The organism is Parasphingopyxis marina, assembly GCF_014237875.1.
GTDB classification, from domain to species: Bacteria; Pseudomonadota; Alphaproteobacteria; order Sphingomonadales; family Sphingomonadaceae; genus Parasphingopyxis; species Parasphingopyxis marina.
On sequence record NZ_JACJVJ010000001.1, the window covers coordinates 1,556,536 to 1,576,428 of the forward strand.

The window sequence follows — 19,893 nt, forward strand, 5'->3', positions numbered from 1 at the left end:
GCCTAGCGCCCTTCCATATCCGCCTGGATCTCGATCAGCAGTTCGCCGAGATGCCGGGCATAATTGGTGTCGAAAAAGCTCTCGGCGGATTCCTGCTGCCGCCCGGCGCCCGTCATCAACGCGATCGCCGTGCTCCTGAGCGTCATGCGCTCTTCCGCGCAGGCGTCCGTGACATAAGATGCCAGCGCATCGCCCTGCAGGTCGGCATCGGCGCCGCGCACCTCGCGCTCGATACACTGGTTGAGCGCATCGTTCTGCGCCGCCGCTTCGGCCTGCAGGTCCGTGGTTCCTTGCAGGAGGATGAGCAGGGGGACGAGTATCGCCACCGCTAATCGGCGAGGTTACCGAGCAGCATCACGAAGGTCCATCCGCACAGCACAACGATGGTCGCCCAGGTCAGCATGACACCTACGAAACGCGGCCAGGGCGGCCCGTTTTCCGGCCCCTTCATATAGAGGCCGATCGCATGGAGGACGCGCGCGATGATGAAGACGCCGGCGATTGCCAGCAACGCCATGTGATTGGCCCGGCTCATCTCAAGCAAGCCGACGAGGATGACCACCAGCGGCGCATGTTCGGCGAGATTGCCATGGGCGCGGCTGGCGCGCTCCAAACGTTCGTCATCGGCCGTGCCGAAAGCGGCGCGCACGCGCAGCCGCTGGCGCACCGTATCGATCGCCAGCAACAGGAGCAGCGCCGCCATGGCCACTGCGAGGGCTGCGGTAACGGGCAATGTCATGGTCGTTCCTCCCCTAAAGCGTGACGAGCCGGTCGTCGCCAAGGCCCGTCATCAGGCTGACAAGGCCGCCGGCTTCGACGCCGGGGCCGAGTTGGCCGATTTCCAGACCTGACAGCGCCATGCCCCCTTGGCAAGCGATCAGCCCCACACCCAGGCCCGAGGCTTCGGCGCGCAGCTCGGCAAGGGTGGGAAGGCCGCCGGCATGGCGGCCGGCATCATCGGGCGCCGGAGAGCGTTCGGCGAGCAGCGTGACGGCGCGGCCTTCGCAGAAAATACAGGCGGGGCCGCCGCTGGCGGCGTGGGCGGCGGCGATTGAAAGCGCCGAATAGAAGCGTTCGGGGTCGGTGCCGGTAAGGATGATCGTCAGGCCGCGCATAAAGGGCATCCCGGGTCCTTGGGCAAAGCGAGGCTGCGGAAGCGCATCGAGAGCGCATCGACGAGCAACAGCTTGCCCGCCATGTCTTCGCCAAAGTCGGCAATCTGCCGGATCGTCTCCAGCGCCGCGAGGCTGCCCATCACCCCCGCCAGCGCGCCGAGCACGCCCTGGTCGGCGCAGCTGATATCGGGCCGGTCGGGATCGGCGCCGACGAAACAGCGGTAGCAGGGCTTGTCGGCCTCCCAACCCCGGAACACGCCAAGCTGCCCCTCGAACTGGCCGATGGCGGAGGAGACGAGCGGGATGCGCAGGCGATGCGCGGTGTCCGCGACAAGCAGCCGGGTTGCGAAATTGTCGGACCCGTCGATGGCGACGTCACTGCCGGAGAGGAAATTCTCGGCATTGGTCTCGTCGAGCCGCGCCTCGACGGTATCGACGGCAACATCGGGATTGAGCGCGGCGATTGCCGATTTCGCCTTCGCGACCTTGGGCGCGCCGACATCCGCCGTCCCGAACAGCGTCTGACGCTGGAGGTTGGAGAGCGCGACCATATCGTCGTCGATCAGTTTGAGCCGCCCGATCCCCGCCGCGGCGAGATACTGGATCAGCGGCGATCCGATGCCGCCCGCGCCGATAATGGCGACCGTCGCGCCGAGCAGCTTCTGCTGCCCGTCGCCGCCAATCTCCTTGAGGACGATATGGCGGGCATAGCGGTCTAGCTGGTCGTCACTGAGCGTCACGCCGTCCTCTCTAGGTTCCGGTCGAGCCGAAGCCCCCTGTGCCGCGCACCGTATCGTCGAGTTCCTCGACCTCGATCATCTCGGCGCGGAGCACGGGCGCGGGAACGAGCTGGGCGATGCGTTCGCCGCGCAGCGCCGAAAAGGGTGCGCTGCCGAGATTGGCGAGGATCACTTTCACCTCGCCGCGATAGTCGCTGTCGATCGTGCCGGGCGTGTTGAGGCAGGTCACGCCATGCTTGAAGGCGAGCCCCGAGCGCGGGCGTACCTGCACCTCATATCCGTCCGGGATGGCGATGGCGAAGCCCGAGGGCACGGCCATGCGCTCGCCGGGCTCCAGCGTGAAATCCTCGGCCGTCACCACATCCATGCCGGCCGCGCCCGCGCTCGCATAAGCGGGCATCGGCAGGCCTTCGCCGTGCGGCAGCCGTTTCAGTCTAATCTCGATCAACGGTTTTTCCTTCGATGATGGCATCGGCCGACCAGCGCCCGGCGCCGGCGGTGGCGTAGAGCAGCCCGATGGCGACGAGCACGATGGCCGGCCACCATTCCCGGAAGGTCTGCTCCCAATGCACGCCGATCACGCCGACGATGAAATTGACGGCGAGGACGATGCCCGCCCAGCGCGTGAACAGGCCGAGGACCAGCGCGATGCCGATTGCGAACTGCACCCAGACGGTCAGCGGCGCGAGGATTTCGGGCGAGGAGAAACCGAAGGCGGCCATGAAGGCGATGAATTCCTCCATCCGCTCGGCGCTGACGATATTGTCCCACACGCCGTAGATCAGGAAGCCGCCGGTCAGCAGGCGCAGCGCCGCCAGGCCGAGATCGGCATAGGCAGCGAGGCCGGGCAGGAACAGCAGGTCGCGCCTGGTCATGCCAGGGTCTCGGCGATCCGTTCGGCCAGCTTGCGGGCGACTTCGCTTTTGGGCATCTGGTCCCAGCTTTCGACGCCGGCGGCGGTGATCAGGTGGATGCTGTTTTCGGTGCCGCCCATCACGTCGCCGGAAACATCGTTGGCGACGATCCAGTCGCAGCCCTTGCGGTCGAGCTTGGCCCTGGCGTGGCCGACAACCTTGTCGGTTTCGGCCGCGAACCCGATCAGCAGCCCGGGGCGTCGATCGCTGCCGCCGAGCCCGGCCAGGATGTCGGGGTTCTCGACCAGCTGCAGCTCGGGCGGGCCGCCGGTCTCGCCCTTCTTGATCTTGCGCGGCGAGGATTCGGCCCGCCAGTCGGCGACCGCGGCGACAAGGATCGCGACATCGGCGGGCAGCGCTTCGTTGACCGCAGCCTCCATCTCGCGCGCCGTCTGCACGTCGATGCGGGTTACGCCGCGCGGCGTGTCGAGCGACACCGGGCCCGTGACCAGCGTCACCTTCGCGCCGAGCCGGGCGAGCGCGCCGGCGATGGCGAAGCCCTGCCGCCCGGACGAACGGTTGGCGATATAGCGAACCGGGTCGATCGGCTCATGCGTCGGCCCGGCGGTGACAAGGGCATGTTTGCCGGCAAGCGGAGCAGGGGCGGCCGAGGGCGGCGAGGCGAGCAGCGTTTCGATTTCCTCGAGGATAGCGGCGGGTTCGGGAAGCCGGCCTTCGCCAAATTCGCCGCAGGCCATCGCGCCTTCGTCCGGTTGCATCACGACGACACCGTCGGCGCGAAGCCGCTCGACATTGCGGCGGGTCGCGGCGTGTTCCCACATCCGCACGTTCATCGCGGGGACGGCCAGCACCTGCGTGTCGGTGGCGAGCAGCAAGGTTGTCGCGAGATCGTCGGCGATACCGGCGGCCATTTTCGCCATCAGGTCGGCCGTCGCCGGACAGACGACGATCAGGTCGGCTTCACGGCTAAGCTGGATATGCCCCATCTCGGTTTCGTTTTTGAGGCTCCAGAGGCTGGTGAAGACTTCGTTTTCGGAAAGCGCGGCCAGGCTCATCGGCGTCACGAATTGCGATCCGCCCTCGGTGAGCACGCAGCGTACGTCGCCGCCCGCCTTGCGGATCAGCCGGATCAGCTCGCAGGATTTATAGGCCGCGATGCCGCCGCCGATCACCAGGAGGACGCGCTTGCCGATCATGGGGTCGGCTTTGCGATCTTGCGGGCGGCTTGTCGAGTCGGGCGCCGGCGGAGTTCCGCCCACGGCCGGTGCTCGATCTCCTCGAAGCGGAGCGGCTTTTCGAGATCGAAGCGCATCGTCGCGCGCTTGCGGTCGACGGCGGCGCCGTGCCGTTCGGCAAGGTCGACCAGAGGCCAGAGAAAATCCTCCGTGCCCGTCGGCCCCGCCGACATGTTGAGGCCGATGAACAGGGTTCCCGGATAGGTGAGGCGGGTGTCGCACAGATATTCGATGAAGGATGCCCATTCCGGCACGTCCCAGCGGCGGCTCCTGTCGCCGGGAAAGACGTCGAACACCTGGCCGTTGACGACGACCATGTCGTGGCGGCCCAGCTCGTCGGGCAGCGGTTCGCCGAGCTTTACGCCGCCCTCGATCCGGGGGATGCCGAACAGCGCGATCAGATCGGCGTAAACGGCGGGATCGGCCTTGTCGAACGCGAGCACCTTGTGCCCGTGCGCCTTGGCGATCGCGAGAAACTGGCCGCCGCCTGCGCCGATATCGAGGATCGAACCGGGCGGGCGGGTATCGATATCAAGAAGCAGGGCGATCCGCGAATGGATCATGAACCAGGGCGCGAGATCGACATATTTCGTGACCGCCAGTTCGTCGGCCTGCTCGATTTCCTCGCGATACTTTTGCTGCAGCGCTGCATAGCCGGCCGGATCGACCGATTGCGCGACGCGGTCGTAGATTGCGCGCTGCCGCTCGTTGGTGACGACAGCACGCCAGCCCTTCAGGCGCTCCTTAAGGGGGCGCAAGGGCCGATAGGTAACGCCGTCCGCGTCGGGACGGCGCACCGGCTTCGGCCCGAGCCCGAGTGCCTTTTTTACGCGTTTCACTAAAGCCACAACCAACTTCCTACTGCTCCGATTGCAAAAGCTGCGACGGCGATAGCCGCATAGCGCCAGCCATTGCCGGATTTCCATGTGTCGATATCGCGCAGCGGCGGCGCGGGGGGCGCGGCGCCGCGTTTCGGCAGTTCGGCTTCCAGCCGCCGCACGAGTTCGGGCAGGCGGAGCAAGGTCGAGACATCCTCGCGCAGCCGGTCGGCAATCGCCGCTTCCGGCCCCAGCTCGCTGCGCAGCCATTCGCTGACAAAGGGTTTCGCCGTTTCCCACATATTGACGTCGGGATCGAGGCTGGTCGCCACGCCCTCGACCATCACCATCGTTTTCTGGAGGAGGAGGAGGTGCGGCTGGGTCGGCATGTCGAAATCGCGGGTGATGCCGAACAGGCCGTCCAGCATCTGGCCGACCGAGATATCCTTGACCGGCAGCCCGCGGATCGGTTCGCCGACCGCGCGGAGCGCCGTCGCGAATTCGTCGAGATTATGATGCGGAGGCACATAGCCCGCCTCGAAATGGATCTCGGCGACGCGGCGATAATTGCCGGTGATCAGGCCGTACAGGATCTCGGCGAGCCAGAGCCGTGCGCGCCGGTCGATTCGGCCCATGATGCCGAAATCGATCGCGGCGATCTTGCCGTCGGCAAGGACGAAGAGATTCCCCTGATGCATGTCGGCATGGAAAAAGCCTTCGGAGATTGCCTGGCGCAAAAAGGCGTGGACGAGCGTTGCCGCCAGCGCCTTGCGGTCATGGCCGGCCGCATCCAGCGCCTCGCGATCCGATATCCGCACGCCGTCGAACCATTGCAGCGTCATCACCCGGCCGCCGGTGCGCTGCCAGTCGATTTCCGGCACGACATAATCGGGTTCGGCCGCCATCGCTTCGGCGAGTTCGGACGCCGAGGCGGCCTCGCGGCGCAGATCCAGCTCGCGCGCCGTCCAGCGCTTGAAGGTTTCGATGGTCAGGCGCGGGCGCAAGCGGGCGAGTTCGCCGCCCATTTCCTCGACCTGCGCGGCGGCCCATTCATAGGTGTCGATCGCGCGGGCGAATTCCTTCTCGATGCCGGGGCGCAGGACTTTCACGGCCACCGTCCGGCCATCGGTCGTCACCGCCTTGTGGACCTGCGCGATCGAGGCAGCGCCGACCGGATCGGGATCGATGCTGTCGAAAAGATCGCTTACCGGCTTGCCGAAGGACTGGACGATGGCTGCCTCGATCTCGGCATAGGGGACGGGCGGCAACCGGTCCTGCAGCCGGAAGAGATCGTTGGCGGCTTCCTCGCCGACGAGATCGGGGCGGGTCGCCAGGGTCTGGCCGAGCTTGATCGCGGCCGGGCCGATCGCCTGAAAGGCATCGGCATAAGTGGGCTGTTTCGGCACGCGCGCGCCGAACCGGGCGAGGCGAATCAGCCGCTTCACAGGTTTCGGGGTCAGCGGATCGCGCTCGATGCCGCTGAGCGCGCCGTGACGCGCGAGAATGCGGCCCCATTTCAGCAGCCGCCAGATATGCGTACGGGGACGGGTCAAATGCGGTAGCCGCTGTGAATGGCGACGAGGCCGCCGAGCATCGGTTCGACCCTGGTCTGCACGAAGCCGGCTTCGCCGATCATCGCCTTGAAGGCGTCCATGTCCGGGAAGCGGCGGATCGATTCGATCAGATAGCGATAGCTGTCCTCGTCATGGGCGAGCGCCTTGCCGATCTTCGGCACGACCTTGTGCGAATAGGCATCGTAGATTTCCGCGAAGCCCGGCCAGAGCGTCGTCGAAAATTCGAGGCAGAAGAAGCGCCCGCCGCGTTTCAGAACGCGGTGTGCTTCCTCGAGTGCCTGTTGGATGTGGGTTACGTTCCGGATGCCGAAGGCGATCGTATAGGCGTCGAAGCTCTTGTCTTCGAAGCTCAACGCCTCGGCATTTTCTTCGGCCCAGTTCAGCCCTTCGATCTTGCGCTTCTCGGCCCGCTCCATGCCGACGGCGAGCATTTCGGCATTGATGTCGGCGACGGTCACCTGCGCGCCGCGTTTTGCCATGCGGAAGGCGATGTCGCCGGTGCCGCCCGCCATGTCGAGGATGGTCTCGCCCTCGCGCGGTTTCACGCGGCGCACGAACCGGTCCTTCCACAGCCGGTGCATGCCGCCCGACATTGCGTCGTTCATGATGTCGTAGCGGGCCGCGACGTTCGAGAAGACGCCGCCGACCCGGCGGGTTTTCTCGTCGGGCGCTACGTCCTCATAGCCGAAAGATACCTGTTCGTTGCTCATAGCCATACTGCCAATTGGGAAGGCCTGATCCTCTAGCCAAGCCTTGCCGCGCCCGCAAACGCATCTTAGCTGAGTTGTTTGTCGCAAACGGCACCGGCCCGCTCCCCCACCCGGCCTCCCAATGAGCATATCCTGTGGGAGGCCGGGCGGGGGAGCGGGCCGGTGCCGGTTCCACCCGGAGAGGGCCCATGCCGGAATTGCCCGAAGTCGAAACGACCATACGCGGCCTGGAGCCCGTTCTCCTCGGCCAGCGCCTGGCGTCGGTCGATCCCCGGCGCCCCGATCTGCGTCGGCCGATCCCGGCGGACCTGCGTCAGCGGCTGACCGGCGCGACGGTCACAAGGCTGCATCGCCGCGCCAAATACGGCCTGATCGATACGAGCCGCGGCGATACGATGATCTTCCATCTCGGCATGTCGGGGCGCTGGCGCGTGGACCCGGAGGAGATCGGGACGCACGACCATCTGCTGATCGAGACGGGGGAGGGGCGCCGGCTGGCGCTCAACGACCCGCGCCGCTTCGGTTCGCTCGATATCGTGGAGACCGAAGCGCTTGCCGGTTTCGCACCCTTCGTTCGGCTCGGCCCGGAACCGCTCGGCCCGGAATTTACGGCGCGCCATCTCGCCGCCGCGCTGGCCGGCCGCGCCGCGCCGATAAAGGCGCTGCTGCTCGACCAGCGCGTCGTCGCGGGGCTCGGCAATATCTATGTCTGCGAGGCGCTGCACATGGCCGGTATCGCGCCGGGCACGATGGGGCGGCGGATCGGCATGGTGCGACTCGATCGGCTGGCGCGCGCGATAGAAGCCGTGCTCGCATCGGCGATCGAAGCGGGCGGTTCCAGTTTGCGGGATTTTGCGCGCCCCGACGGCGAACTCGGCTATTTTTCCAAACAATGGCGCGCCTATGGGCGGGAAGGCGAGCCCTGCCATTGCGGCACGCCGATTCGCCGCCGCACGGATGGCGGACGCTCGACTTTTTACTGCCCGCGCTGCCAGCGTTGAAAAGCGCTGCGGGCCTTGACCTTTAGCGCCTTCATGGCTAGGTGCCTTCCGCTTCCGGTGTGGCGAGAGCCGCGCCTTTTTATTTTCAGATGATCGAGGTTTAGCCATGGCGAATACGCTGCAGGCAAAGAAACGCATTCGCCGTAACGGACGGCGCACTGTTGTGAATACCAATCGCGTGAGCCGCATCCGCACCTTCATCAAGAAGGTCGAGACGGCCATCGAATCGGGCGACAAGAAGGTCGCCGCCGAGGCCCTCCAGGCGATGCAGCCCGAGCTGGCCCGTGGTGTCGCCAAGGGCGTCTATCACAAGAATACGGCCGCCCGGAAACTCTCGCGGCTGTCAAAGCGCGTCGCCTCGCTGTAGTTTCATTACGGTCCGGGAACGAAAATTCCCGGTCCGCTTGAAACCGGCCTCGCTACAGTTTTTTTGCACTTTGGTTACGCCTTAGATTTCAACGAGTCGCATCCGCCGGAACTCATTTCGTATCCGAAATGAAGTAAAATTAATTCAATTAAATCAATGATTTACATGGTGTAATACGGAGAATCGCGACTCTCCGTGTCAACCCCATTTATTTCATTTTTTTGACGTCCAGCCCCCTTGCGCAAAAGCCGTTAACACTTCATCAAATAGGTCCTCGGGCGGCTACGATTCTCGACTGCCCGAACAGACATCAGACTAAGGTACGATGCGAAAATCCCTATTTTCGCACCGGGTTTTCTGTGTCTGGCCACGCCGGATCGGGTGGGTCGTGCGTACCCAATGCGGCGGCGAGGGGGAGTGGCGAGCGTAGGGGAGGGATATAGAGTGCAGCGCGAAAATGGTCTTGAAACAGTGAGCATGTCCGGCCCCTTCGAGGCAGCCTGGGAGGCTATCCGTAACGGGTTGCGCCGGGATCTTGGCGCGCGGACCTTCGATCATTGGCTCAAGCCGATGAAGCTGACCGGGTTCGAGGAAGAGAAGGGCATGGTGCAGCTGGAGCTGCCGTCCCACTTCATGGCCGACTGGGTTCGCGAACATTATTCCGATCGCCTGCGCTATGCCTGGCGCGCCACCGTGCCGAGCGTGCGCGAGATCGATATCGCCGCTGCCGCCGGCGCTTCGCGTCCGGCGCTCTTCATCGTCGGCGAGGAAGATGTCCTCCCGCCGACCGAGCAGCTGACCGGCACCACCAGCGACAGCATCGGCACCCCGCTCGAAAACCGCTACGTCTTCGCCAATTTCGTCACCGGCACCGCCAACGAGGTTGCGTTCAACGCGGCGCGGATGATGGCCGATACGGGCGTGCCGATGTTCTCTTCGCTTTATATTCATGCTGGCACCGGCCTCGGCAAGACGCACCTGCTTCACGCCATCGGCCATGAGTTCCTGCGGCAGAAGCCGCGCTCCAACGTGCTCTATATGTCGGCCGAAAAGTTCATGTACGAATTCGTCTCGGCGATGCGCGAGCGCGACACGATCGGTTTCAAGCAGAAGCTGCGCTCGGCCGACCTGCTGCTCGTCGACGACGTCCAGTTCATCGCCGGCAAGGAAGCCACGCAGGAAGAATTCTTCCATACGATCAACGAGATTATCGCGGCGGGTCACCGCCTGGTGATTAGCGCGGACCGGCCGCCGCACGAGCTGGGCGCGGTCGACAAGCGGATCGCCTCGCGGCTCGCCGGCGGCCTCGTCACCGATCTGCGCCAGGCCGATCTCGATCATCGCCGGCGGATCGTTTCGCACAAGCTCGCGCAGATGCCGCAGGCCAACATGCCGCAAGACGTTGCCGATTTCCTCGCCCAGCGTTTCTCGGCCAGCATCCGCGAACTCGAAGGCGCACTGACCCGCGTCGTCGCCTATTCCTTGCTGTCCAAGCGGCCGATCGACATCGCCTTCGCGCAGGAAACGCTGGCCGATCTGCTCCGCCACTCGCAGCGCCGGATCACGATCGACGAGATCCAGCGCAGCGTGTGCGAACATTATGGTATCCGCCATGCGGAAATGACTTCAGCGAGACGCGCCCGCGAAGTGGCCCGCCCGCGGCAGGTCGCGATGTATCTGGCCAAGCGCCTGACGCCGCGGTCCCTGCCGGAAATCGGCCGGCGCTTCGGCGGGCGCGACCACACGACCGTCATCCACGCGATCAAGCGCATCAAGGAATTGCGCGTCGCCGATTCGGAGCTCGATTCGGACGTGCGCTCGCTGCTTCGCAAGCTGGAAAGCTAGGGACTGGAACACGAAAAAAGGGCGCGGCTCCGGATGGGAGCGGCGCCCTTTTTCTATTGGCTGTCGAAGAGGCTCAGCCTTCTTCGCGCGGCATCACCGTGATCCGCACCTCTTCGCCCGAATTGCCGGGGAAGCCGGTGAACATCGCCTCGATCAGATTGGGAACGAGTTCGGTCAGATTGTCGTCGCGCGAACGCGCCCTGGCGCGGCCTTCGAAAACCGGTTCGCCGTTCGCCGTGCGCGAAATCCGCAGGTCCAGTTCGCTGGTGTAGAGCGTGTAGACGCGAACATCGTCACGCCCGAAACCCGAATCGAAGAACGGGTCGTACCAGCCGTAATAGAAGGGCGAGCGCCAGCGCAGCCGGCTATAATAGGGGCTGTAGAAGGGGCTGTACCCCCAATAATAGGGCCGGCTGTAACCGGGGGTGGTGACGACGCGGTCGCGGCCATTGTCGACGGAATAGTCCATTGTCACGACGAGCGTCGCGTCTTCGGCGGTCGCGGCCGGCCGATAGCCGAATTGCGAAAGTTCGGCCGAAACGAGATTGGCATAGGTCGCGAATTCGAGGCCGCTCGCCTTTTCCGGGTCGGCGGACTGCACGTAGAAACTTTCGCCCGACGGCGCCGGCATTTGCTGGAAACGCGCGACATCCGCGCGGAAAGGCGTCGTGCAGGCGGCGATGGCGAGCAGCAGCAGCGGCGTCGCCAGAACCATAATCCTTTTGCCGATCGTCATGGCAGGTCTCCGAAAATCGTTATGCGCCCAATATAGTGACGATGCAGACTATCGAAAACCGCATGAATGCGGAATGAAAAGATAAAATACTGAAAATAAACGCCAATTAGTGGCCGCTGAGCAGCCCCAAAGCCCGATAGGCGGCAGAAAGAGTCGGCGCACCGGCGGCTTTGGCCTTCTCGGCGCCGCGTTCCAATATGGCGTCGATCGCGGAAATATCGTCCTTCAACGCGTTGAAACGCGCCGAAACCGGCTCAAGCACCGAGACGGTGAGATCGGCCAGCGCCGGCTTGAATTCGCCGAAGCCCTTGCCGGCGAACTGGCCGAGCACGGCCTGGGGCTCGATCTCCGCGAGCGCCGCATAGATCGAAACGAGGTTTTTCGCCTCCGGCCGGTCTTCGAGCTCCGCCATGGTTTCCGGCAGCGGTTCGGCATCGGTCTTCGCCTTGCGGATCTTCTTCGCCACGGTGTCGCTATCGTCGGACAGGTTGATCCGGCTCATTTCCGACACGTCGGATTTGGACATTTTCGCGGTGCCGTCGCGCAGTGACATGATCCGCGCCGCCGTCGTGCCGATATAGGGTTCGGGCAGGATGAAGGTCTCGGTGCCGGTATCGGCGTTGAATTTCTCGGCAACGTCGCGGGCCAGTTCGAGATGCTGCTTCTGGTCCTGGCCGACGGGCACATGGGTTGCATTGTACAGCAGCACGTCGGCGGCCTGCAGCACCGGATAGGCGTAGAGCGCGATCGACGCGCCCTCGCGATTCTTGCCGGATTTGTCCTTGAACTGGGTCATGCGATTGAGCCAGCCCATCCGCGCGGTGCCGTTCAGCAGCCAGCACAGTTCGGCATGGCCGGGCACGCGCGCCTGGTTGAAGAGCACCGCCCGCTCCGGATCGACGCCCGAGGCGATCAGCGCCGCCGCCATCTCGCGCGTGCTCGCGGACAGCGCGGCCGCGTCGGTCGGCATCGAAATCGCGTGCAGGTCCGCCAGGAAGAACAGGCACTCGCTTTCGTCCTGCATCTTCACCCAATTGACGATCGCCCCGAGATAGTTGCCGAGGTGAAGGTTGCCGGTGGGCTGAATGCCGGAGACGACGCGCATTATTGAGAGGCCTTTTTCTTGAAGAGCAGGGCGAGCTTGGATTTGTCGAGAGCGCCGGTGAGCGCCGCGGCGCCGAAATAGACGAGCATCCCGACGAAGACCAGTGCGCCGATAGACAGCACGCGTTCGATCACGCCGCCGCCGAACCAGGGCGCGACATAGGGGATCAGGAAATAGAGCGCCGCCGTCATCGCCCCGGCCGCGAGCAACTGGCTCATCAGCCGGCGGATCAGCGCGGCGTGCATCCGATAATGGCCGCGTTTCCACAGTAGCGTGTAGAGGATCGCGACGTTGAACCAGGCGCCGATCGCCGTCGCCGTGGCGATGCCGACAATGCCGAGCCGGTCGATCATCACGATATTGAAGGTGATGAAAAAGGTGAGGACGATGGCCGCCGCATAGACCGGCGTCTTGGTGTCCTTGCGCGAGAAATAGGCCGGCGTCAGCACCTTGATCAGCACATAGGCGGGAAGCCCCGCGACGAGCGCGGCGAGCACCTGGCTGGTAATCGCCACATCCGCGGCATCGAAGGCGCCGCCCAGGAAGAAGGCGCTGACGAAAGCCGGCGCGCAGATCATCAGGGCGGCCGCGGCGGGCAGGGTGAGCAGCATGGCGAGCTCGATGGCGTTGGACTGGACCCGGTCGGCCTGCTCCTTCTCGCCCGCGCCGATATGGCGGGAAAGGGCGGGGAGGATCGCCGTGCCGAGCGCGATGCCGATCACGCCGAGCGGCAGCTGGTTCAGCCGGTCGGCGAAGTTCAGGTGGCTCACCGATCCTCCGGGAAGCTGCGTCGCGAAGAAAAGCTGGACGAGCTGGCTGATCTGATAGACGCCCGCGCCGAAGGTGGCGGGCAGGATGATGATCCCGAGTTCTTTCACATCCTTGGTGAAGCGCGGGCGGTGGAGCCGGAGCGTGAACCCGCTGCGCCGCATCCAGAACCACAGCCAGAGCAGTTGCACGACGCCGCCGACCGCGACGCCCCCCGCCAGCACATAGGCGATGAGAATATCGTCGCCGCTCGATCCGCGCAGCTGGTCGCCCAGCAGTATCGCGGCGATCAGCACGATATTGAGCAGGATCGGGAAGCTGGCACCGGCGGCAAAGCGCGACATCGAATTGAGGATCGCGGTCAAAAGCGCGACCATCGATATCAGCATCAGATAGGGAAAGGTGATCCGCGACAGCGCGATCGTCAGTTCGAACTTGCCCGGCACGTCCTGGAACCCGCTCGCCATCAGCCAGATGACCGCCGGCATGGCCAGTTCGATGATCGCCGTGAACAGCAGCAGGATGGGGAGGAAGACCGAGACGACCTCGCTGGAGAATCTCTCCGCGGCGTCGAGCTCGCCATCCTTGCCGAGCTTGCGGCTGAACAGCGGCACGAACGCCGCCGAAAAGGCGCCTTCGGCAAAAAGCCGACGGAAGATGTTGGGCAGCTGGAAGGCGACGAAGAAACTGTCCGCCGCCATGCCGGGGCCGAGGATGCGGGCGAGGAGCATGTCCCGGGCGAAACCGGCGATCCGGCTGACCATGGTCAGCCCGCCGATCGTGCCGGTTGCCCGGTATAGGTTCATCGCGTCAGGCCCGCCCCCGGGCTGTCCGACGGATCAGGCCTGGCCGATGGGCGCATCGATATCGACATTGTCGCTGCCGCCCTGCGCAACCTGGGCGCGTTGCTGCATGTAGAGCGCGGCGAAATCGATCGGCTCCAGCATCAGCGGCGGGAAGTTTCCGTCGCGTACGGCATCGGCGAGGATACGGCGGGCGAATGGGAACAGGATACGCGGCGCTTCGACGAGCAGGAAGGGCTGCATCTGGTCGTCGGGCACATTCGACAGCTGGAAGATCCCGGCATAGGTCAGTTCGACCTGGAAGGCGGTGCGATCCTCATGCTTGGCGATCACGTCGACCTTCAGCAGCACCTCGTGCACGTCTTCGCCAGCACCGTTGCTGCCGATGTTGAACTGCACGTCGATGCGCGGGGTTTCGCTGGTCTGGTAGACGGCGGGCGAATTCGGGTTCTCGAAGGACAGATCCTTCACATATTGCGCCAGAATATTCGCGCGCGGCACATTGTCGCCGCCGGCTTGATCGATTGCGGGGCCCTGTTCGTCGGCCATGATTATAGTCCTCAGTGGATGTCCGGATGAAATTCCGGTTGCGGCTAGCAGCCGCGCGCGGACAGGGCAATGGGGCTCAAAAGCTTGTCAGGGGAGATATCCGGCGGCAGGGAAGGGCCATGGCTATCCGAAACCTCGCGCTCGCCGCCGTCGCGGTATTTGTCGTTTCCACGCCCGGCGTCGCCCAGCAGACCGACGTGTCGCCGCACGATCGCGCGCTCGCCGCCGGTTATGTGGCCGCTTTCACCTGTAGCGGCGTGTTCAATGCCGGGCAGACCGAAGCGGAGGTCGCCGCCGACGACCTGACCCGGATCTATCCAAGCTATCGCCCGCTGATCGACGACGTGGCGATGACCGTGGATCGCGAGCGCCGCCGCGTTCTGGTGCGTTTTTCCGACGATCTTCCGCCGCGCGCGGCGATCTGGCGGCCGCATCTCGGCTGCGTCCAGCTGCCGATCGCCGCCGACCCCGAGGCCGAATGGGATCTGCCGCGCCTTCCCGAGGATATCGACGCGCCCGATCTCGCCATGGCCGATGCGCAACCCTGGCCGATGGGCGATGCCGGGGCGGTGCAGCCGCTGCCCGGCGGCGCGCAAGGCGTGCTCGATGCGGCGATCGCCAGCGCTTTCGACCGCGCGACCTATGGAGAGGGGACGGAAACCACCGCCGTCGTCGTCGTCCGGAACGGCGCGATCGTCGGCGAACGGTATCGCGAGGGCTATGATCCGCACCGGCCGCAGCGGACATGGTCGGTGGCGAAAAGCATCGCGGCGACGGTTATCGGCCGCGCCGTCGAACAAGATATCGTGTCGCTGGATAGCCCGGTGATGGTGCCGGCATGGCGGGCCGAAGGCGATCCGCGCGCGAATATCCGCTGGCACGATCTTTTCCATATGAGCAGCGGCCTGTGGAGCCCGACGGCGGGCAACCGCACCGACGACATCTATTTCGGGGGCATGGCGGTAACCGATTCGATTTCCTCGCTGCCGCTCGAGGCGGCGCCGGGCACGCGGTGGCGCTATGCCAACAACGACACGCTGATCGCGATGTATTCGCTGCGCCGCGCGATCGGGACCGACGACACGGCGCTCGCCTATCCCTATCGCGAACTTTTCTGGCGAATCGGGATGACGCGCACGACCGCCGAGACCGACTGGCAGGGCAATTTCATCATGTCCTCGCAGGTCTGGACGACCGCGCGCGACCTGGCCCGGCTCGGCTTGCTCTACCTCGACGACGGCGTCTGGCAGGGCGAACGGCTGCTGCCCGAAGGCTGGACGGATTATGTCGCGACGCCCGCGCCGGATCAGCCTGAGGGGCGCGGCGGGGTTGGCTATGGCGCGCAGTTCTGGCTGTTCGGGCCGGAGCAGGGCCTGCCCGAGGGGACCTATGCCGCGATGGGAAATCGGGGCCAATATGTGATGATCGTGCCCGCGCTCGATGTGGTGATCGTGCGCCGCGGATTCGACGCGGTGGGCGATGGCGAGGGCTTCGATATCGCCCGCTTCAGCCATGATGTGCTGGCGGCGCTGGGCCGCTGATCGAGGCTCCCGGCGTACAAGCGGCCAATTCCCTATTTGAATCGCGCCCGGCACACGCCTATGTAGGGGATGAGCTAGTAATGGAGACCTTGTGAGCCCGGAAATCATCCTTCTCGCCCTGGTGGCCCTGTTTGTCGGCTTGCGCCTGTTCAGCGTGCTGGGCCAGCGCACCGGGCATGAGCAGGAACATCGGTTGCCGCCGCAACCGGCGGAGCCGCGGCCGACCCTTACGCCGGTGCCGCAACCCGTGCCCGATGCCGTTCCCGAGGCCGCTTCTGACAATGACGGGCTGGTGAGCCCGGCCGCGCTGTCCGGCGTCCGCAAGATTGCCGCCGCCGATTCGACGTTCGACGTGAACAGCTTCCTGATCGGCGCGCAGGCGGCCTACAAGATGACTCTCGAGGCCTTCTGGAAGGGCGATCGCGACGATCTGCGCCATCTGGTGAGCGACGAGGTTTTCGAATCCTTCGACGCGGCGATCGCCGCGCGCGAGGAGCAGGAACATGTGCTCGACAACCGTCTCGTCGCGATCGAACGGACGCAGATCGACCGGGCCGAATACAGCTCGCACATCGCGCGGATCAGGCTGCGTTTCGACGCCGATATCGCCGCGGTGACGCGCGACAAGGACGGCAATGTCGTTGCCGGTTCGCTGTCCGACGCCGTGCCGACGCACGATGTCTGGACCTTCGAGCGCAATGTCCGCGAAAGCGACCCCAACTGGATTCTGGTCGAAACCGACGAGGGATCGTGACGGTCCGGCGGGGCGCTTCGGCGCTCCTCTTTTCCCTTGCCCTGGCCGCCTGTTCCGGGATCATCCCGCAAGGCGCGGAACGTCCCGCGCCGCCGGTCAGCCGCGCGCCGGTCGACGAGCAGCCGTTGCCGCCCGTACCGCCGCCGGATTATCGCTACGAACCGACACCGCTGCCCCATTTGCAGTATCCGGCCCCCGCCGGCGAAAATGCGCTCGGCGCGGGCGTGCGGCCCGGGCCCGCGGTTGCCAGCCTGCCGATCGACGCTGCCAATGCGGCGCGCGCGCTCCATGCCTTCCGGATCAGCTGTCCCTCGGTGATCAACCAGGCGGACCGGACCGGGCTGACGGCGGCGCCCGACTGGGTCCCCGCTTGCCGCGCCGCCTCGCAAACCGCATCGCGCGACGCCCGGGATTTCTTCGGCGAACATTTTTCGACCGTGGAAGTGGCCGACGGCGCGGCCTTCGCGACCGGCTATTACGAACCCGAGATCGAAGCTTCGCGCACGCGCCGGGACGATTATCGCTATCCGATCTATCGGGTGCCCGACGACCTGATCGAACGGCCGCAGACGCGCAACCGTGATACGTCCGGCCTGCCGCCGGTGGTGCGCGAGGCCGACGGGCGGCTGCTGCCCTATTTCGACCGGGCCGAGATCGACCGCGGCGCGCTTGCCGGGCGCGCCCTTGAAATCGCCTGGGCGCGCGATCCGGTCGCGCTCTTCTTCTTCCATGTGCAGGGCGGCGGACTGCTTCGCCTGCCCGACGGCGCGACGATGCGGCTCAGCTATGCAGGGAATAATGGTTACAGCTATACGAGCATCGGCGCGCTGATGCGCGAACGCGGCCTGCTCGAACCCGGCCAGACGACATCGCAGGGCATCCAGCAATGGCTGCGCGACCATCCCGAAGACGCGCGCGAGATCATGCAGGCCAACCGGCGGTATATCTTTTACGCCGAATCCACCGCGCTGGCGCCGTCCGGTTCGATGGGCCGCTATGTGACGGCCCATGCGACGGTCGCCGCCGATCCCGCCTATGCGCCCTTGGGCGCGCCGATTTTCCTCGATGTCGCGCACGATATCGCCGACGGCCTGTGGGTTGCGCAGGACACCGGCGGCGCGATACAGGGTTCCAACCGTTTCGACACCTTCTGGGGCGCGGGCGAGGAGGCGCACCGGATCGCGGGCGGCATGGCGAGCCGGGGCAGGGCGCTTATCCTCATTCCCAACGCTTCGGCCGAACGGCTGCGCCGCAGCCGGTGAGCCGCGGTTCGCTCAGCGATGCGGAAGCGGCGCTCTGGGCCAAGGTCGTCGAAAGCGTCGAGCCGCTGGACCGGACTCCGCTCGAACGATCGAACGCACCCGCGCGCCCGATTACCCAGCTGCGCCCGCCGCGCTTGCCGGAGCGCAAGTCCGCGCCCGGACCCGGCACGACGCTGGATGCGAGCTGGGATCGCAAGCTGACGCGGGGCAAGGCCGAACCCGATTTCACGATCGACCTGCACGGCCACAGCCTGACGCGCGCCTATGACCGTCTCGACCGCGCGCTGGAACAGGCGATCGCCTCGCATGCGCGGGTCGTGCTGCTGATCACCGGCCATGCGCCGAAGGGCGAAGGCCCGGTGACGCGCGGCAAAATCCGCGCGGCGGTCGGCGACTGGCTTGCTTCCTCGCGCCATGCGGGGAATATCGCTGCCGTGCGCGGCGCGCATCCGCGCCATGGCGGCCGGGGCGCGCTCTATATCGTGCTGAGGCGACGGAGCTAGGAGACAGGCGATGATGATGACCGTGGTCGTCGTGCTGGTGGTTTCGGGAGCGCTGCTGCTCGGCGCGCTCTGGGGTATCTACGGAAAGCTGCCCCGCATCCTGGAAGGGTTCCTGATCGCGCTCGCGGGCGGCGCGCTCATCTATTCGCTGATCAGCGAGCTTATCGAGCCCTCGATCGTCCAGTCCTCGCTCGGCACGGCGATGATCGCGGTGGCCGTGGGCGCGATCGCCTTTACCGCGCTCGATTATTGGGTCGACGAGAAATGGGGATCGGACAATGGCGGGGGTTTGCTCGCCGCGATCACGCTCGACGGCATTCCCGAAAATCTGGCGCTCGGCGTGGCGCTGATCGGGGCGGGCGCTCCCGAAGTGGCGGCGCTGGCCGGTTCGATCTTCCTCTCCAACCTGCCCGAAGCGGCGGGCGGCGCGAAGGAGATGAGCGAGGGCGGCCGATCGAAGAAAAAGATATTCCTGCTCTGGGCGGCGACGGCGGCCCTGCTTTCGGCGGCGGCGATCATCGGCAATGTCGCGCTGGCCGGCGTGCCCGATCATGTCCTCGCCATCATCCGCTGTCTCGCCGCGGGGGCCGTTGTGGCATCGCTCGCGACCGAGGTGTTCCCCAAGGCCTATCAGGAGGACCATCACCTGTCGGGAATCGCGACGGTGCTGGGTCTCGTGCTCGCCTATCTTCTCGGATCGATCGCGGGGGGCTGATCAGCGCGTCGAGATGCGCCGCGCAAGGGCGTCGTAGATCCGAGCCCCCAGACCATCGCCCTGGAGCGGATAGAGAAACGGTTCGATCAGTTCGAGTTCCATTAGCAGCAAGGCCCCGTCCGCGCCGCGCACCATATCGACGCGCGCATAGAGCGGCGTTTCGTCGAGCGCCGCCAGCACCGATTCCGCGGCCTTCCGGTCCGATTCGGGAGGCGATATCGCGCTTTCCCGCCCGCCATAGGTGGACTGGATCCGGTAATCTCCGGCCGCGGCGGTCTTCTGCAGGGCGTGCGACAGCGCGCCGTCGATAAAGACGAAGCTGTATTCGCCTTCCTCGGCGATCGCGGGGAGGAAGGGCTGGACCATCATCGGTTCGGGCATTGCGGGCAGGGGATCGCCCTTGCGCAGCCGATACTGGCCCTCCGCGCCCGCGCCGATCTGGCGCTTGAAGATAAGGTCTGCAGACGCAAGCGTCGCAAAGGCGTCTGCGGCAGCGCGGCTATCGACCGTTTCGAGCCAGAGCGTCGGGATCGTCGGCACGCCGCGTCGTTCCAGTTCGCGCAAATAGGTTTTCCGGCTGTTCCAGCGGACGAGCGCGCCGGGATTCAACAGCGCCGTCCGCCGTTCGATTTCTTCGAGGCGAAGGAGAAATTCGCCGAGCCTGTCCGGGTAATCCCAGGTCGATCCGATCAAGGCGGCATCGAAGGCCGACCAGTCGGCCTGTTCATCGTCCCAGCTGACGGGGACGATTTCGGCGCCATGGGGGGCGAAGCCTGTGTCCAGGCACGCGACCATCTGGTCATGCTCGAAGGCATCGGTCCGGCGGTTCGGTGAGCCGGGCAGCGTCTGCCGGCTGCTCAGATAGGCGATCCGCACC

General features: G+C 65.5%; 23 protein-coding genes. 8 read left to right on the plus strand and 15 right to left on the minus strand.

The annotated features are described in order from the left end of the window. Window positions 1-2: 2 nt before the first annotated feature. The 10 genes from H6P80_RS07800 to ubiE are packed head-to-tail and all read right to left on the minus strand — an operon-like array spanning window position 3 to window position 7,067. Complete coding sequence (locus H6P80_RS07800) at window positions 3-326, minus strand: hypothetical protein (RefSeq protein WP_185800725.1); 324 nt, start codon at window positions 324-326, stop codon at window positions 3-5. A gap of 2 nt (window positions 327-328) precedes the next feature. Beyond that, window positions 329-739, minus strand: a complete 411-nt coding sequence (locus H6P80_RS07805; RefSeq protein ID WP_185800726.1) for an MAPEG family protein — start codon at window positions 737-739, stop codon at window positions 329-331. 13 nt (window positions 740-752) lie between these two features. Continuing rightward, window positions 753-1,115 carry a peroxiredoxin gene (locus H6P80_RS07810; protein WP_185800727.1) on the minus strand — a complete coding sequence of 121 codons (363 nt, stop codon included), beginning with the start codon at window positions 1,113-1,115 and terminating at the stop codon, window positions 753-755. Further along, entirely contained in the window at window positions 1,103-1,855 is a 753-nt protein-coding gene (locus H6P80_RS07815) for a HesA/MoeB/ThiF family protein (protein WP_185800728.1), read from the minus strand. Before H6P80_RS07815 ends, H6P80_RS07810 begins: the two co-directional genes overlap by 13 nt. A gap of 10 nt (window positions 1,856-1,865) precedes the next feature. Then, the gene (dut, locus tag H6P80_RS07820; RefSeq protein ID WP_185800729.1) at window positions 1,866-2,327 is read right to left on the minus strand and encodes a dUTP diphosphatase; all 462 of its coding nucleotides are present in this window, start codon (window positions 2,325-2,327) and stop codon (window positions 1,866-1,868) included. Continuing rightward, window positions 2,290-2,730 (minus strand): DoxX family protein, encoded by a 441-nt coding sequence (locus tag H6P80_RS07825; RefSeq protein WP_185800730.1) that lies wholly within the window; start codon window positions 2,728-2,730, stop codon window positions 2,290-2,292. The genes dut and H6P80_RS07825 overlap by 38 nt, the downstream gene beginning before the upstream one ends. Further along, window positions 2,727-3,926 (minus strand): bifunctional phosphopantothenoylcysteine decarboxylase/phosphopantothenate--cysteine ligase CoaBC, encoded by a 1,200-nt coding sequence (gene coaBC / locus H6P80_RS07830; protein ID WP_185800731.1) that lies wholly within the window; start codon window positions 3,924-3,926, stop codon window positions 2,727-2,729. The genes H6P80_RS07825 and coaBC overlap by 4 nt, the downstream gene beginning before the upstream one ends. Next, entirely contained in the window at window positions 3,923-4,813 is an 891-nt protein-coding gene (locus H6P80_RS07835; RefSeq protein WP_185800732.1) for a methyltransferase domain-containing protein, read from the minus strand. Before H6P80_RS07835 ends, coaBC begins: the two co-directional genes overlap by 4 nt. After that, the gene (ubiB, locus tag H6P80_RS07840) at window positions 4,804-6,336 is read right to left on the minus strand and encodes a 2-polyprenylphenol 6-hydroxylase (RefSeq protein WP_185800733.1); all 1,533 of its coding nucleotides are present in this window, start codon (window positions 6,334-6,336) and stop codon (window positions 4,804-4,806) included. The genes H6P80_RS07835 and ubiB overlap by 10 nt, the downstream gene beginning before the upstream one ends. Further along, window positions 6,333-7,067 (minus strand): bifunctional demethylmenaquinone methyltransferase/2-methoxy-6-polyprenyl-1,4-benzoquinol methylase UbiE, encoded by a 735-nt coding sequence (gene ubiE / locus H6P80_RS07845; protein ID WP_185800734.1) that lies wholly within the window; start codon window positions 7,065-7,067, stop codon window positions 6,333-6,335. The genes ubiB and ubiE overlap by 4 nt, the downstream gene beginning before the upstream one ends. Before the next feature lie 188 nt (window positions 7,068-7,255). Between ubiE and mutM the strand changes: the two genes are divergently transcribed. The 3 genes from mutM (at window position 7,256) to dnaA (ending at window position 10,280) form a co-directional block, all read left to right on the plus strand. After that, window positions 7,256-8,068, plus strand: coding sequence for a bifunctional DNA-formamidopyrimidine glycosylase/DNA-(apurinic or apyrimidinic site) lyase (gene mutM, locus H6P80_RS07850; RefSeq protein WP_185800735.1), 813 nt, complete (start codon window positions 7,256-7,258; stop codon window positions 8,066-8,068). A gap of 106 nt (window positions 8,069-8,174) precedes the next feature. Continuing rightward, window positions 8,175-8,435: a 30S ribosomal protein S20 gene (rpsT, locus tag H6P80_RS07855; protein WP_185800736.1), complete on the plus strand. Its 261-nt coding sequence runs from the start codon at window positions 8,175-8,177 to the stop codon at window positions 8,433-8,435. Between the two features lie 477 nt (window positions 8,436-8,912). After that, window positions 8,913-10,280, plus strand: coding sequence for a chromosomal replication initiator protein DnaA (gene dnaA / locus H6P80_RS07860; protein WP_185800737.1), 1,368 nt, complete (start codon window positions 8,913-8,915; stop codon window positions 10,278-10,280). Between the two features lie 73 nt (window positions 10,281-10,353). Here dnaA and H6P80_RS07865 read toward each other — a convergent pair whose 3' ends face one another. The 4 genes from H6P80_RS07865 to secB form a co-directional block, all read right to left on the minus strand. Further along, window positions 10,354-11,016 carry a DUF4136 domain-containing protein gene (locus H6P80_RS07865; RefSeq protein WP_185800738.1) on the minus strand — a complete coding sequence of 221 codons (663 nt, stop codon included), beginning with the start codon at window positions 11,014-11,016 and terminating at the stop codon, window positions 10,354-10,356. Window positions 11,017-11,122: 106 nt separating this feature from the next. Further along, window positions 11,123-12,121 (minus strand): tryptophan--tRNA ligase, encoded by a 999-nt coding sequence (trpS, locus tag H6P80_RS07870; RefSeq protein WP_185800739.1) that lies wholly within the window; start codon window positions 12,119-12,121, stop codon window positions 11,123-11,125. Next, window positions 12,121-13,695, minus strand: a complete 1,575-nt coding sequence (gene murJ / locus H6P80_RS07875; RefSeq protein WP_185800740.1) for a murein biosynthesis integral membrane protein MurJ — start codon at window positions 13,693-13,695, stop codon at window positions 12,121-12,123. The genes trpS and murJ overlap by 1 nt, the downstream gene beginning before the upstream one ends. A gap of 33 nt (window positions 13,696-13,728) precedes the next feature. After that, complete coding sequence (secB, locus tag H6P80_RS07880) at window positions 13,729-14,241, minus strand: protein-export chaperone SecB (protein ID WP_185800741.1); 513 nt, start codon at window positions 14,239-14,241, stop codon at window positions 13,729-13,731. Between the two features lie 119 nt (window positions 14,242-14,360). Here secB and H6P80_RS07885 point away from each other — a divergent pair, with 119 nt between their 5' ends. From H6P80_RS07885 to H6P80_RS07900, 5 genes are all read left to right on the plus strand, one after another. After that, window positions 14,361-15,782 (plus strand): serine hydrolase domain-containing protein, encoded by a 1,422-nt coding sequence (locus H6P80_RS07885; protein WP_185800742.1) that lies wholly within the window; start codon window positions 14,361-14,363, stop codon window positions 15,780-15,782. Window positions 15,783-15,873: 91 nt separating this feature from the next. Then, window positions 15,874-16,536 (plus strand): Tim44/TimA family putative adaptor protein, encoded by a 663-nt coding sequence (locus H6P80_RS07890; RefSeq protein ID WP_185800743.1) that lies wholly within the window; start codon window positions 15,874-15,876, stop codon window positions 16,534-16,536. After that, a complete protein-coding gene (gene mltA, locus H6P80_RS16495; RefSeq protein ID WP_328804955.1) occupies window positions 16,533-17,798 on the plus strand; it encodes a murein transglycosylase A in 1,266 nt (421 codons plus the stop codon). The genes H6P80_RS07890 and mltA overlap by 4 nt, the downstream gene beginning before the upstream one ends. After that, a complete protein-coding gene (locus tag H6P80_RS16500; protein WP_328804957.1) occupies window positions 17,795-18,301 on the plus strand; it encodes a Smr/MutS family protein in 507 nt (168 codons plus the stop codon). Before mltA ends, H6P80_RS16500 begins: the two co-directional genes overlap by 4 nt. Window positions 18,302-18,311: 10 nt before the next feature. Further along, window positions 18,312-19,016, plus strand: a complete 705-nt coding sequence (locus H6P80_RS07900; protein WP_185800744.1) for a ZIP family metal transporter — start codon at window positions 18,312-18,314, stop codon at window positions 19,014-19,016. Here the strand turns inward: H6P80_RS07900 and H6P80_RS07905 are convergent, their stop codons facing one another. Next, the gene (locus tag H6P80_RS07905; protein WP_328804958.1) at window positions 19,017-19,892 is read right to left on the minus strand and encodes an ATP-grasp domain-containing protein; all 876 of its coding nucleotides are present in this window, start codon (window positions 19,890-19,892) and stop codon (window positions 19,017-19,019) included. Between the last annotated feature and the right edge of the window lies 1 nt (window position 19,893).

What these genes read in the sequence shown, in the direction of transcription:
- mutM (WP_185800735.1), top strand. Translation starts at nt 7,256, where the DNA reads ATGCCGGAATTGCCCGAAGTCGAAACGACCATACGCGGCCTGGAGCCC.
- H6P80_RS07805 (WP_185800726.1), bottom strand. Translation starts at nt 739, where the DNA reads ATGACATTGCCCGTTACCGCAGCCCTCGCAGTGGCCATGGCGGCGCTG.
- rpsT (WP_185800736.1), top strand. Translation starts at nt 8,175, where the DNA reads ATGGCGAATACGCTGCAGGCAAAGAAACGCATTCGCCGTAACGGACGG.
- dut (WP_185800729.1), bottom strand. Translation starts at nt 2,327, where the DNA reads ATGCCATCATCGAAGGAAAAACCGTTGATCGAGATTAGACTGAAACGG.
- murJ (WP_185800740.1), bottom strand. Translation starts at nt 13,695, where the DNA reads ATGAACCTATACCGGGCAACCGGCACGATCGGCGGGCTGACCATGGTC.
- trpS (WP_185800739.1), bottom strand. Translation starts at nt 12,121, where the DNA reads ATGCGCGTCGTCTCCGGCATTCAGCCCACCGGCAACCTTCACCTCGGC.
- H6P80_RS07885 (WP_185800742.1), top strand. Translation starts at nt 14,361, where the DNA reads ATGGCTATCCGAAACCTCGCGCTCGCCGCCGTCGCGGTATTTGTCGTT.
- ubiE (WP_185800734.1), bottom strand. Translation starts at nt 7,067, where the DNA reads ATGAGCAACGAACAGGTATCTTTCGGCTATGAGGACGTAGCGCCCGAC.
- H6P80_RS07865 (WP_185800738.1), bottom strand. Translation starts at nt 11,016, where the DNA reads ATGACGATCGGCAAAAGGATTATGGTTCTGGCGACGCCGCTGCTGCTG.
- H6P80_RS07900 (WP_185800744.1), top strand. Translation starts at nt 18,312, where the DNA reads ATGATGATGACCGTGGTCGTCGTGCTGGTGGTTTCGGGAGCGCTGCTG.
- coaBC (WP_185800731.1), bottom strand. Translation starts at nt 3,926, where the DNA reads ATGATCGGCAAGCGCGTCCTCCTGGTGATCGGCGGCGGCATCGCGGCC.
- secB (WP_185800741.1), bottom strand. Translation starts at nt 14,241, where the DNA reads ATGGCCGACGAACAGGGCCCCGCAATCGATCAAGCCGGCGGCGACAAT.
- H6P80_RS07810 (WP_185800727.1), bottom strand. Translation starts at nt 1,115, where the DNA reads ATGCGCGGCCTGACGATCATCCTTACCGGCACCGACCCCGAACGCTTC.
- H6P80_RS07825 (WP_185800730.1), bottom strand. Translation starts at nt 2,730, where the DNA reads ATGACCAGGCGCGACCTGCTGTTCCTGCCCGGCCTCGCTGCCTATGCC.
- dnaA (WP_185800737.1), top strand. Translation starts at nt 8,913, where the DNA reads ATGTCCGGCCCCTTCGAGGCAGCCTGGGAGGCTATCCGTAACGGGTTG.